This window comes from Maribellus sediminis, assembly GCF_011799805.1.
GTDB lineage: Bacteria > Bacteroidota > Bacteroidia > Bacteroidales > Prolixibacteraceae > Draconibacterium > Draconibacterium sediminis_A.
Genome location: NZ_WXUB01000005.1, coordinates 68,575 through 81,994, shown reverse-complemented (window position 1 = coordinate 81,994; position 13,420 = coordinate 68,575). Strand labels below are relative to the sequence as shown.

Genomic DNA, 13,420 nt, shown 5'->3' with positions numbered 1-13,420 from the left:
TATTCATATTAATGATTCGACGTGACTTTCGTCCGGGACAAGCTGCGAACTTTGATCGACCTACTTCGCCGGACGAGAATAATGGTTCTTGCCTTGCCCGGAGTTAAAACTCCGGGTTATTGATATTTGACGCCTCCGGCGTCATCGCATAATTTCTGAATACAAAAAAGAGTGAGCGAATTAAACCTCCACCAACTGGTTTTTGATGGCATAAATGACCAGGCCGGCCACATTGCGGGTATTCGATTTTGATAACAAGCCACGTTTGTAGCCTTCCACCGTACGGGCGCTTAGCGACAACTCATCGGCGATTTCGGACGCTGTAAGCTCTTTACAGATCAGTTCGAGTACCTGAAGTTCACGCTCCGAAAACAAATCTGCATTGTTTACGTCTTTCACCGGAGACACGATTTTCGAGCCACGCATAAACGCACCGGTAAGACTCGACGAAAAATAAAACTCATTTTTCATGGTCATACGGATGGCCAGTTCAAGTTCTTCAGGATCAGCATTTTTCAGCAAATAACCGTCAATGCCTTTATCTACAAGGTGTGTCACCAATTGCACATCCTCTTCCATGCTGATAATGATAATCCGCAAATCGGGATATTTGGCTTTCAAACGCTCTGTGGCTTCCACCCCATCCATAACCGGCATTTGAATATCGAGCAACACGAGGTCGGGAACTTCACCCGACGAATCAATAAGGTCGAGTAACTCTTGTCCGTTGCCAGCTTCCTTCACATCGTTGGTAAAATCGAAATCGTAAAGCAGGGCACAAATTCCTTTTCTGAAAAGTTTGTGATCGTCGGTTACAACAATATTTAATTTTGCCTTATCCATTATCCTTCCAACAAATTATGGCGCAGGTACCTTTCCCGGGTTTCGACTTCAGTTTAAAACGTGCCCCAACAAGTTCGGTGCGGCTTTCCAGGTTTTTCAAACCAAGGCCGGTTGCCATTTTTTCGTTCAAGTCGAAACCTTTACCGTTATCGCACACAACTACTGAAATCCCGCCGGCAAACCTTACATTCACAAAAATAGTTTCGGCCTGGGCATGTTTAATGGCGTTGTTCACCATTTCCTGAACCACTCTGAAAATGGCCAGTTCGGTTTTTACATCTATTCGGTAAGCTTCTCCGCTTTTCCAGCATGCTACTTTTACTTCATCGGCTTTATTGACCCAGTTGGCCATGTCTTCGATGGCACTAAAGAGTCCCAGTTTTTCGAGTGAGGGTGGTAATAACGAACGTGATATTCCCCGTACCTGCGTTATTACTTCATCGAGGTACGATTTGGTTTCGCCGGCTACCTGGCGGGCTTTGTCTTCGCTTTGTTTTTCAATGCGGCCAACATTCAGTTTTACAACCGATAGCATGGCCCCCACTTCGTCGTGAAGGTCCTGCGCAATTCGTTTCCGTTCTTTTTCCTGCGCCTGAATGGTGTTGCGTAAAATTTCTTTTTGCTGATCCTGTTTTACCTGGTTCAGTTCGAGTTGTTTCCGAAGCAATCGTTTCTGGTAGGTAATAAAAAAGAAAAACAAACTACCTGCCAGCACCAACATGCCGACCGTACCCAAAAGGTATACCAGTATTACATCAGAATTTCCCAAGTTAGTTTCTCAATTACTTTCGGATTACGAAAATAGAAATCTATCGGCAGATTTTAGTCAATTTATCAAAATAAAATACGCTGATCCACAATAAATTATTATTCAGATTGCCAGAAAGTAGCGAGCTGTTTTTTAAAATGATTTTAAAGGCTATGAAAAAACATCAAATCGTGGCAGTTTATTGCAAGCACTTGCGGTAGCGGGGACTAATCTAAGTACTTTCATTATCCGTCCGCTATGGCTTTTTGTTGCTTTGCGGCTTTCCAAAAACTGATAACGATTATTACATAAAAAAGCGAAACCAAGCATCCAATAAAAATAGCTACTAAAAGAAGCACATGCAGATCTCTAAGAAGCAAATTGAATAATAAATTGTAAAAGAAATTTGCGGAATATAAAATCAAAATAGAGGAATTCAACCAAACCATGGGATCAGCCGACAACTTACTAATATTAAGCTCATTTAATAACCGGTAGAAATAAAGTAACGAAAAAACAACCAAAATTAAACTACTATAAATCCTCATCTGAGAATATAGTTGTAAACTTTGAATAAAAAGAGGATTAATCAAAGCAAACGTTATGTATATCGCAATTATTAAAGAAATCCATTTCCCTTTTAACACTGGAGCTAAATATGGTTTATAAAATAATGCCAGTAAAGTAAATTCGATAGGGAAGTAAAAGTGTGTAACCGGCATATTATGTAATCCAAGCTTAATCAGCAGAATATTCACGCTATCTGAAAGGACTCCAGCCAATACAAAAAAGTAAAGCAAAAGAAAATCCTTATTTACTCTTTTAATAAAATAACTTCCAACTATAAATGTGATTAACTCTATCGCATAAAAAACATAATAAACATAATAAATGTCTGGCATTAAAAACTAAGAATTATAAATACTTCGTTCATCGCAAAATGGAGGACAAGGTACAGCAAAATCAAAATCTTCCTGCTCTTCATCGGTGCTTGCTGTCAAAGTACTGGCCGATACGCCGCTGATCATTATACTCATGGTTTTTTCAATGCCAAAATCAATTACAGCCTCATCCTTTTTTTGTGCAACAAATAATTCGTGCAATTCGAATTTTGTCAGCAAATAGGCATTCGGATAAATATACTGGCGGTAAGCAGCACCGGGATCTTCGGCATCGAGTTCACCACTGCGCCACTTACGGTAGAGGTGTATACTTTCGATGGCAGCCTGGGTACTGTTCGAAAAATCGATGTTCTTTTTATCGAGCTTGTAAACGGGTGTTTCGTAATCGGCATAAACATCGCCGCTACCCAGTAAAAAGGCTGATACGGCAAAAGCACACAGCACATATTTTCCGTCTTCTTTATTGGCTTCCAGGCCCAGGTAAACACGTACGCGGTTTTCGTTCTCACCAGCCAATGCCTGATAAGTTGCTTTTTGCAAAATGATTTTGGGAACTTTCAGATTGAAGGTTTTATCTTTTTCTTCTTCAAAATTTTGTCGCCAGTTTTTGGCTTTTGCAGCAGGGAGCTGATCTCTTTTTAATTTTTTAGTCATTTTATTCAAGCATTTGGTGGTTTAAAAATAGACAAAAAATCACTTCCAAAAACAAATTCTTAAACATAAAATTGGTTTGGGTGAAAGGGATACTAAAGAATGTCACTTAATGCTGCGAATTATAGAGCCGAAAATTATTATTTAAATGCCGGCGGTCTTCATAAACAGTTGATGATAATTTCAATTACAAAATAGAAATTATACCACCCCACCCCGAAACCTCGGGGTACCCCTCCTCAAAAAGGAGGGGAAATCCGAATTCGATACATAATGTGATTTTCAAAAGATGAGTTTTGAAGTACGATCATTTCTCCTCCTTGTTAAGGAGGAGTATCCTGACCGATTGAGATGAGCGTCAGGAGGAGGTGGTGTTTTCAGTAAGCAATGATTGCTTTTGGCATATTGAGTCCGATGAAGGATTGGTTTCTCAACAAAAAAAATCTACCCGCAAAAACATTCACGGGTAGATGCAAAAACTTTATATGAGGGGAAGGTTTAGTCTAACCTTGCAAAAAATGGGCTTAATAAAAATCGATGTCGAAATTGAAACTAACGCCCGGCCTTACGTAAGCATCGTCGTAAGCATAATACCTTTCGGGATAATGGATCAGACGGAAACCGTAATTCGATGATTCAAAGAACAGATTCCCAACTCTGAAATACAGGTATCCGTTGATGTAAACTCTGTCGTAATAGCCGTCGGGCAAATAGTCGAAAGCAAAACCGTAAGGCAGATCAACCAGGATAAAACCAATTCCCGGACGGTAACGAAAGAAATGCCCATTGTAACTGTAGTAACGGTTGTGGTCGTGATAAAATACCACCGGCTGAACATCGAACCTGCGAATCACGTGTCCGTAATGTGGGTGATGGTAATAATATTTGTGGTAGCGGTACGAGTATGGATTATATCCGTTGTAATAATCGCACCAGCTGTTGTAATTCCAGCGGTAGTGCTCCCATCTTCTGTCCCAGTGATTATGTTTGTAATAATTGTAATGCGCGTAGTAATTTTTGTTTTTATGGTTGTACCTCATATCAGCAGGGCGGTATTTGTCGTTCCAGTATTTACTGCTTCCACGGTAGTCGCGGTTGGGCGAATAACGGCGATCAGATTTATCAACACGGTAAAACTCGCGGTTATCACTAACAGTTCTTCCAGAATTACTACGGCTGTTGTTGTTTGCTGTCACGCGGGTTTCAGTGTTCCTGTTATCGCGATAGGCAGTTTCGCTGCGGCTTGCGTTTCGGTTATCCTTACTCCGAATATCCTGGCGCGTTGCCGATGAACGTGCAGAAGAATTAGTACGTTGATTTTCGAAATTAGTACTTTTCCTGAAATCACCATTTATATTTTCAGAACTGCTTTTCCGGTAATCATTTGTTGATGGCCGGCTTTCGCGTTGCGATGATTGCGACGATTTGGTGGAAACTTTTGGTGCCTGGTTCCGCGGTATGCTCGTACGGCGGTCTACCGACGAACGATCTACTTTATCGTAGTTTTTATAGGTACTTTTTTTCTGAACTGTATTTTGTTTGTCGCTGCTTCTGCGCGTTTCACTGCTTCTGGTATCTCGCTCCGAAGATCGACGTTGTGCATTCGCTGGAAATGAACTTGCTATTATAACTGCCGCCAGAGTAATCATCGTGGCAAACAGTCTGAATTTTGTTGTTTTCATGACTCGAAAGTTTAAAATTCAAAAAGTTGTTTGCTTCTCTCTTTAGGCGCCTAAAACTTTTTTAACCGGTAATTACTCTCCACTTTGCAAAGGCTGTGCCAAAATCGTTAACACCATTTAACACTGAACTACTATGCCTTGAAAATGAGACAAGTGACCGGCTCTTTTTTTTCTTGGCAATTCTCTCTACTTTTGCAGCCAAATTACAAAGATAATGGCGAGGATACTGTGTTTAGACTATGGCAGAAAGCGAGTTGGGGTTGCGGTTACCGATCCTGGGCAGATTATTGCCAATCGCTTAACCACGGTTGCAACGCATACTTTATGGGATTTCCTGAAGGAATATTTTGCCAAAGAAAGAGTTGAAACATTGGTCGTAGGTTATCCGCGACAAATGAACAATGAAGCTTCGGAATCTGTTCGTTACATTAATCCGTTTCTGAAAAAGTTTCAGAAAGATTATCCCGACATCAGGCTTGAACTTTTCGACGAGCGTTTTACCTCGAAAATGGCTTTTCAAACCATGATCGACGGAGGATTGAAAAAAAAGCAACGACAGGACAAGGCCATGGTTGATGCTGTAAGTGCCACCATTATCTTGCAGGGTTTTTTGGAACAACAAAGAAATTTAAAGAAGTAATATATTTTATGAAATATCCGGTTACGGTATACGGCGATCCGCTTTTACGCAAAAAAGCAAAAGAAATAACTAAGGATTACCCTAATCTGAAAGAGGTAATCGAAAACATGTGGGAAACCATGTACTATTCTGATGGAGTTGGCTTGGCAGCGCCTCAGGTAGGACTTTCCATTCGTTTGTTTGTGGTTGATGCCAGCTCAGGCGCCGACGAAGAACCGGAATTGGAAAACTTCAAAAAAGTATTTATTAATCCTGAAATCCTTCATAAAGACGGCGAAGAATGGGTGATGAACGAAGGTTGTTTGAGCTTGCCGGAAATCCGCGAGGATGTTGAACGCCCTGATGAAGTGAAGATTCGTTATTTCGACGAAAATTTTGTTGAATACGAAGAAACTTTTAAAGGATTTGCCGGGCGTGTTATTCAGCACGAATACGATCATTTAGATGGAATTCTGTTTATCGACTACCTGTCGCCACTCCGAAAAAGATTGCTGAAAGGAAAACTGGCCAATATTGCCAAAGGAAAGGTGCAACCACATTACCGCATAAAAATTCCTGTAAAATAGTAACCTAAGAAGGTTTTTCACGTTTGAGGATTAAAATCCAACAAACATTCTGTTGAAAAACCTTGTACAGAAAATACCCTCGTTAAGAATTACCCTGGCTTTTGCAGTGGGCATTCTCATCGCAAACAAGTTTGCTGTTGCAGTAACTTCGTTGCTGATTGCCGGAACAGTTATACTGATTCTGATTGCAATCCTGAACAGGTTTTACAGTTTCAGATTCGAAACTGTTTTTGGCTGGCTGGTTACCGCGCTTTTTGTGCTGCTAGGAAGTTCGTTTTACACCCTCAACAATCAAACTCCCACGTTTTATGAAGACGGAGTGTTTTGGGGCACTGTCCTTGAAGCCCCCGAAGAGAAGCCAAAATCGTATAAATCGCTGGTGCAGATCGATGCAGTAAAAGATTCGGGGCACATTTTTAAAACCAACGAAAAAGTACTGGTCTATTTTGAAAAGAGCGAAGCCGCCACAAAACTAAAACCTGGCAGCACCATCCTGTTTTCAAGAGTCCCGGAGCTGATACGCAACAACGGCAATCCCTATGAATTCGATTACAAAAAATACCTGTCGCGAAAAAAGATACATCGTAGAACCTACCTGGCGGAAAGTGACTGGAGTGCGACCCCGATACAAAAACGGTCGGTAAAAACTGTGGCTGAAAATGCCCGGGAGAAATTGCTTCATATCTACCGCGAAAAGAATCTTGGTACAAGCGAAACCGAAATTCTTTCGGCACTCACGCTTGGTTATAAACGCGGCCTCGATCCGGAAACCAAACAGACCTTTTCTGCCGCCGGCGCCATGCACGTTTTGGCAGTTTCCGGCCTGCATGTCGGGATCATCTTTGGCATTTTTGCTTTTTTGTTTGGATTCCTGCAAAAGCAAAAACGCGGAAAATATTTTTATGTGATTCTGGCTGTTTCAGTTCTTTGGGGCTATGCTTTTATCACCGGATTGTCTCCATCGGTAATGCGGGCGGCTGCCATGTTCTCGCTCGTTTGCATAGCCGGCAATATTCAGCGCCAAACCAACATTTACAACACTCTTACCGTTTCGGCATTTTTACTGCTGCTGCTAAATCCGAATAACCTGTTCGAAGTTGGGTTCCAGCTTTCGTATGCTGCAGTTTTCGGGATTGTTTACCTGCAACCAAAAATCGCAGGATTGATCGAAGTAAAAACCAAAGTTGGCAAATTCTTCTGGGCGCTTCTAACGGTTTCAGTAGCTGCACAAATCGCAACTTTCCCTTTAACGGCCTATTATTTCAACCAGTTCCCGCTTTATTTCTGGCTAAGCAACCTTGTTGTAATTCCTGCGGTGTTTGTACTCATCGCCCTGGGAATTGCGCTTTTGCTGCTTTCTTCGGTCCCCATTCTTTCGGGTATTGTTGCTTTCTTAACCGGATGGGCGGTAAAATTGGTTTACGTTTTTCTTGAGCGGATTGAGAATCTGCCCTACGCCGTGCAAAATATCAGCCTCACAAAAAGCGCCTTGTTTTTGGTAATCTCCTTTTTGCTGTTCACATTCCTGTTTATCGAACGAAAACGTGTTCGACACATAAAACTAATGCTGCTGGCATTGATCATTCTCGCAGCATCGAACCTGGCTTTTCAATACAAACAGTTGCATAACTCAGAGCTGATTGTTTACAACAACTCACCAAATGCAGTGATTCAACTTATCAGCAGTAAAACAAATTATGTGCTTTCGGAGCAGGCGATCGATTCTTCCAATTACATTCTTCGGCAAATAAATACCGTGATAAAAAAACAACGACTGGATCAGCCAACTTACCTTACTTTGGGTGATAACTATTCCGACTCCATATTATTTCTGCATAAAAATGTTATTGATTTCGAAGGTAAAATAATCTGGTTCGATCACAATCAACAAAAAATTCCCGCGGAATTAAATCCGGCGTTTGTCGTTTCAACAAAAAGCACGTTTGAAAATCTCTGTGGATTTTCTGATGTTACCGTCGTCAGCACAGCCTACCCAAAACCAACGGACTCACAAAACATTCATTTTTTACGAAGCAAAGGTGCATTTTACATGAAGTGGTAAACTGTAATCTTCAATTTAAACTTTATTAAGCGCTGATTTTTAAACAAAAAATAACTTCTTATACTTTTATGATTGAATGGAATACGATTATTTCGGAACTTTGAGAATGTTAAATTTACAGAACCGAGACAATTAAAAGTGTACTTTTTACATGGTATTCTGTAACTTAATACATTATTTTGTTGCGTTTTTTGAATTAAAGACAGCAGACTATGAAAGTTGTAATTGCCGGTGCCGGTGAAGTGGGGACACATCTGGCCAGAATGTTATCAAATGAAGATCACGATATTGTTTTGCTTGATGACTCTCACGAACGACTATCGCGTATAAGTAACGAGGTTGATTTGATGACCATTGTTGGATCGGCGCACTCGTTTAGCGACCTGAAAAAGACAGACCTGGCAAAAGCGGATCTATTTATTGCGGTAACCCCCTTTGAAGAACGAAACGTTCTGGCTTGCGCCATGGCTTCATACCTTGGAGTTGGCCGAACCATAGCACGTATAAATAACCAGGAATACCTGCAGGAAAAATACCGTGCCAAGTTGAACAACATGGGTATTCACGAATTGATTTACCCTGAAAGTCTGGCCGCCAAAGAAATTGTTGCCTCTGTAAAACAAACTATGACCCGCCAGCTCATCGAATTTTCGAATGGAAAATTACTGATGCTCGGTATCAAAGTTCGCGACAATGCCACCGTGCTCGACAAAACATTCGAGGAACTGGCGATTGAACACCAGCACCTGCTGGTGGTAGCCATCAAGCGGAACAACGAAACCATTATTCCGGTAGGAACCGACTCTATAAAAAGCGGCGATATTGTTTATGTGGTAACTACTCCCACAGAACAAAACAACGTATTTGAGATGCTGGGGAAAAAGCATTTCGACGTAAAAAATATCATGTTCATGGGGGGTAGCCGCATTGCTCAAAAAGCCTGCGAAAAACTGGGTGAGCACTACCGTATAAAAATCATTGAGAACGACCGCGAAAAATGCGAACAAATTGCAGATAAATTTGGTCACGTGCTGGTCATCAATGGCGACGGAAGAAACCTCGACCTGTTAAAAGAAGAAGGTATCGAGAAAATGGATGCATTTGTGGCAACCACCGGAAATTCGGAAACAAATATTCTGGGCTGTAACCTCGCCAAAACGTTGGGAGTGCGCCGTACGGTTGCCGAGGTTGAAAACCTGGCTTACATGAAATTGGCCGACAATACCGGAATTGGTAGTATCATCAATAAAAAACTAATTGCCGCCAGTTACATTTATCGGTTTACACTGAATGCAGAAATCTCGAAAGTAAAATGTCTGACGGCTTCGGAAGCCGAAGTTTTCGAGTTCATTGCAAAACCGGGCGCACGAATTACCCAGAAACCAATTAAAGACCTCGATTTCCCGTCCGAATCAAAAATCGGTGGAATTATTCGTGGCAACATGGGCTACATTGCACACGGTTACACCCACATTCAGGAAGGCGATAAAGTTGTAGTATTTACGCTACCTTCGGGCATTAAAAAAATCGAAAAATTCTTTAAATAGCGAGCCGGGAACAGAATGATGAATCAGCCACAGCAAATATAAACGCTCAAAAGGATGAATCTGAAGATTATTTTAAAGGTACTGGGTTTACTACTTTTGGTTGAAGGCGTTGCCATGCTGCTGGCCATGCTGGTTGCGATCATTTATAATGAAAGCGACATTGTTACTTTTCTTATTTCTGCTGCCATAAATCTGGGTGTGGGTGGTTTGATTACTGCACTCACCTGGAAAGCCAAAAAAGACATAGGCAAACGGGAAGGATTTATTATCGTTACCATGGTGTGGGTAGTCTTTTCGCTGTTTGGCAGCTTCCCTTACATGATCAGCGGATCCATCCCCAACTTTACCGATGCTTTTTTCGAAACCATTTCAGGCTTTACAACAACCGGTTCATCCATTTTGAACGACATTGAAGCACTGCCTCACGGAATTTTATTCTGGCGCAGCATCACGCAGTGGCTCGGCGGAATGGGAATTATTGTATTATCGCTGGCCATTCTCCCGGTATTTGGGATCGGTGGGATGCAGCTGTTTATCGCTGAAGTTCCGGGGCCAACACCCGATAAAATCAGCCCAAGAATCACACAAACAGCAAAAACACTTTGGGGCATCTACATGCTTTTCACCATTGTTGAAACGTTATTGCTTTGGATTGGCGGAATGTCGTTTTACGACGCCATTTGCCACTCTTTTACCACAATGGCAACCGGAGGATTTTCGACCAAACAAGCCAGTATCGCCTATTGGTCGTCGCCTTTTATCCAATATGTTATTACTTTCTTTATGTTCCTGGCCGGAATGAATTTCACACTTTCATACATGGCCATAAGGGGACGATTTAGTTATGTTTTTAAAGATGAAGAATTCAGGTACTACTGGATTATTATCGTCAGCTTTACAGCACTTATTACACTTGGATTGTTTCTTACCTCACAACTCGGATTAGAACAGGCATTTCGCGATTCATTGTTCCAGGTGGTTTCTATTGTAACAACCACCGGTTATGCTACTGCTGATTACCTGCTTTGGAAACCGATACTGACCATGTTGATATTTGCACTGTTCTTTTTTGGAGGTTCAGCGGGATCAACCGGAGGTGGTATTAAAATCATGAGGATCGTTGTACTGGCCAAAAACGGATATTACGAATTAAAACGCCTGATCCATCCGCACGCCATTATTCCTGTAAAATTTAACCGGCATTCGGTCGATTCGAAAATCGTTACTAACGTACTTGCTTTCTTTATGCTGTACATGGTTATATTCTTTGTTAGCACCATAATTTTCACGCTAATCGAACCCGACATGGAATCGTCGATGGGAGCAGTTGCAACCAGCCTTGGAAACATTGGTCCGGGATTGGGCAGTGTTGGTCCGGCAGAAAATTTCTTCCACATCAAACCCATTGGAAAATGGTTTTTATCGTTTCTGATGTTGCTTGGACGATTGGAACTGTTTACAGTACTGGTGTTGTTCTCGCCTTCATTCTGGAAGGAATAGATTTTTTAATACGTCAAAATACCTTTGCCCTCGCGAACAATGGTGATCTGATCACCGGAGCAATCAACGATTGTTGATGGAATAAGTTCGCCATACCCACCATCAATAACAATATCCGCAAAATCCTGGTACTTTTCGTGAATCAGTTCCGGGTCGGCTGTGTATTCCAGCACCTCATCATCGTCGTGTACCGATGAAGAAAGGATGGGATTTCCCAGCTCTGATACTATCTCACGAATAATATTATTATCAGGAATACGGATCCCGACTGTTTTCTTTTTGCCTTTAAAATATTTTGGAACATTGTTATTGGCATCCAGGATAAATGTAAATGGCCCCGGAAGATTTTTCCTAATCAGTTTAAACAGGCTGTTTGAAATGGGTTTGGTGTAAAGCGAAAGATGACTAAAATCGCTGCAAATGAACGAAAAGTTGTTCTTCTCGATTTGAATACCTTTTAAGCGGGCGATCTTTTCCACTGCTTTCTGATTCGTTATGTCGCAACCCAAACCATAAACTGTGTCGGTTGGATAAATGATCACTCCACCGTCCCGAAGCACATCTACAATTTTTCTGACTTCCCGGGGATTAGGATTCTCATTATACAACCTTACCAGCATTATTTTCTAATTTTGCCCCCAAAATTACTTTTTTAAGTCTGAATTCAAACCTTTTACAGAACATATACCCATGAAACGACAGGTAATAGAAACGGCAGATGGCTCGAAAACACTGTTCATTCCCGATATGAACGAGCAGTATCATTCGGTGAATGGAGCACGAACCGAGTCGGAATATGTGTTTCTCAAACAGGGTTATTTGCATCATTCATCAGAATCTGTAGTAGTGTTCGAAGTAGGTTTCGGCACCGGACTGAATGCTTTACTCACTGCTTTGAAAGCTGAAGAACAAAAACGCCCGACTAAATTTATTAGCATCGAAAAATACCCGATCGAAGTTTCAGAGATACAAAATCTGAATTATGGCAAACAGATATCGGAGAAAGCGGATGTCCTTTTCAAAAAACTACATGATGCTGCATGGAATGAAACCACAAAAATTTCAGACTACTTCACACTGCATAAAATTCAGGCTGACCTAAAGTTACTTTCCTTCGATAACTACGAACATTTTGATGTGATTTATTTCGATGCCTTTGCTCCCGACAAACAACCTCAACTCTGGGAACCTGAAATTTTCGAACGAATATACAACGCCTGCAACGAAGGTGCAATATTTGTCACTTACAGCGCCAAAGGCGTAATCCGCAGGCAATTAGCTACAACAGGATTCGTGATGGAACGTTTGCCAGGACCACCAGGAAAAAGACAAATGTTACGCGGAACAAAACTTTCGTAGCATTTTGTCACTGTTTGGACTAATTTCAAGAAGCCACCATCTGAACATATTGTGCGATTGTTCGATAAAAATATTAAGTTAATCTTTTTTAACATTTTTTAATTTGCCCCGATTTCTGACAAATATCACTAAAAAAACAGACTCAAAATTTGCGTTTAAAACGGTTTGATAGCAAGCTATTCACAAAATTTTCACTCATCAATTAAGCTTCTCGAAAAACATATCTTGATAGATTTTTTCGAACATCCGAACAAAATGTTTCTTGGAATTTGTAAAAATTCCTGTAAAATTTGAGAGTCATTCAAAGTGAAAATTATGATTTTTAAATTTCAGATTGTTTCACAAGAATCCCAAAACTTCCGTCTGGAAGTGGCTCTCGATGACAAACACTCATTTTTCGATTTCCACACCATTATTCAGAAAAGTGTTGGTTTTGAGTCGCATCAGCTAGCCTCTTTTTTTGTATCGGATAAACGATGGAAAAAGCTGGTTGAAATATCTATGCTTGATTTGGGTATAAACGGGGCTGCCTTTTTTATTATGCAGAAAACAAGGATTGGTGACTTACTGCACGACGAGGGACAACAGCTACTTTATACCTTCGATTTTGAGAACGACAGATCTTTTTTAATAGAACTAACTGGAATTATTATGGAAAAAAATCTTAATGAACCATTAGTCGCACTCAAACAAGGTGAAGCACCTGTGCAAGTGCTTGGCGAAAACGTTACCCCACTGGAGCAGCTGGAATTACAGGAAGAGGTCTATATGGATTTCGGCGAGCTTGATGATTACACAGAAATTTTCGGCGAAATGGACGATTTCTGATCATCGTAACGACACATGGTTATTAATCTTAAGAAATTCCAAGACTGTTCAATTCATTTTGAACAGTCTTTTTTTTGTCATTATTTTGTGGC

13 protein-coding genes are annotated in these 13,420 nt (G+C 41.0%); 7 read left to right on the top strand and 6 right to left on the bottom strand.

What is annotated here, in order from left to right; genetic code table 11:
• Positions 1-180: 180 nt before the first annotated feature.
• The 5 genes from HFD85_RS17790 to HFD85_RS17770 form a co-directional block, all read right to left on the bottom strand.
• Positions 181-843, bottom strand: a complete 663-nt coding sequence (locus tag HFD85_RS17790) for a response regulator transcription factor (protein WP_167612971.1) — start codon at positions 841-843, stop codon at positions 181-183.
• On the bottom strand, positions 836-1,612 hold the full coding sequence (locus HFD85_RS17785; RefSeq protein ID WP_167612969.1) for a sensor histidine kinase: 777 nt from the start codon (positions 1,610-1,612) through the stop codon (positions 836-838). Before HFD85_RS17785 ends, HFD85_RS17790 begins: the two co-directional genes overlap by 8 nt.
• Positions 1,613-1,836: 224 nt before the next feature.
• Entirely contained in the window at positions 1,837-2,493 is a 657-nt protein-coding gene (locus HFD85_RS17780; protein ID WP_167612967.1) for a hypothetical protein, read from the bottom strand.
• 6 nt (positions 2,494-2,499) lie between these two features.
• Positions 2,500-3,147 (bottom strand): hypothetical protein, encoded by a 648-nt coding sequence (locus HFD85_RS17775; protein ID WP_167612965.1) that lies wholly within the window; start codon positions 3,145-3,147, stop codon positions 2,500-2,502.
• Positions 3,148-3,668: 521 nt separating this feature from the next.
• On the bottom strand, positions 3,669-4,826 hold the full coding sequence (locus tag HFD85_RS17770) for a hypothetical protein (protein WP_167612963.1): 1,158 nt from the start codon (positions 4,824-4,826) through the stop codon (positions 3,669-3,671).
• Positions 4,827-5,040: 214 nt separating this feature from the next.
• On the opposite strand from HFD85_RS17770, the gene ruvX reads away from it, so the two are divergent.
• The 5 genes from ruvX to HFD85_RS17745 all read left to right on the top strand — a co-directional run bounded on the left by ruvX (position 5,041) and on the right by HFD85_RS17745 (position 11,141).
• Complete coding sequence (gene ruvX / locus HFD85_RS17765; RefSeq protein WP_167612961.1) at positions 5,041-5,466, top strand: Holliday junction resolvase RuvX; 426 nt, start codon at positions 5,041-5,043, stop codon at positions 5,464-5,466.
• Between the two features lie 8 nt (positions 5,467-5,474).
• The gene (def, locus tag HFD85_RS17760) at positions 5,475-6,032 is read left to right on the top strand and encodes a peptide deformylase (protein WP_167612959.1); all 558 of its coding nucleotides are present in this window, start codon (positions 5,475-5,477) and stop codon (positions 6,030-6,032) included.
• Between the two features lie 52 nt (positions 6,033-6,084).
• A complete protein-coding gene (locus HFD85_RS17755) occupies positions 6,085-8,094 on the top strand; it encodes a ComEC/Rec2 family competence protein (protein WP_167612957.1) in 2,010 nt (669 codons plus the stop codon).
• 212 nt (positions 8,095-8,306) lie between these two features.
• Positions 8,307-9,641: a Trk system potassium transporter TrkA gene (trkA, locus tag HFD85_RS17750; protein ID WP_167612955.1), complete on the top strand. Its 1,335-nt coding sequence runs from the start codon at positions 8,307-8,309 to the stop codon at positions 9,639-9,641.
• Positions 9,642-9,695: 54 nt separating this feature from the next.
• A complete protein-coding gene (locus tag HFD85_RS17745) occupies positions 9,696-11,141 on the top strand; it encodes a TrkH family potassium uptake protein (protein WP_167612953.1) in 1,446 nt (481 codons plus the stop codon).
• A gap of 5 nt (positions 11,142-11,146) precedes the next feature.
• Here HFD85_RS17745 and HFD85_RS17740 read toward each other — a convergent pair whose 3' ends face one another.
• Positions 11,147-11,761 carry an L-threonylcarbamoyladenylate synthase gene (locus tag HFD85_RS17740; RefSeq protein ID WP_167612951.1) on the bottom strand — a complete coding sequence of 205 codons (615 nt, stop codon included), beginning with the start codon at positions 11,759-11,761 and terminating at the stop codon, positions 11,147-11,149.
• 70 nt (positions 11,762-11,831) lie between these two features.
• On the opposite strand from HFD85_RS17740, the gene mnmC2 reads away from it, so the two are divergent.
• Positions 11,832-12,500 (top strand): tRNA (5-methylaminomethyl-2-thiouridine)(34)-methyltransferase MnmC2, encoded by a 669-nt coding sequence (mnmC2, locus tag HFD85_RS17735; RefSeq protein ID WP_167612947.1) that lies wholly within the window; start codon positions 11,832-11,834, stop codon positions 12,498-12,500.
• A 315-nt stretch (positions 12,501-12,815) separates the two neighbouring features.
• Positions 12,816-13,328 carry an IS1096 element passenger TnpR family protein gene (locus tag HFD85_RS17730; protein WP_167612945.1) on the top strand — a complete coding sequence of 171 codons (513 nt, stop codon included), beginning with the start codon at positions 12,816-12,818 and terminating at the stop codon, positions 13,326-13,328.
• Positions 13,329-13,420 lie beyond the last annotated feature (92 nt).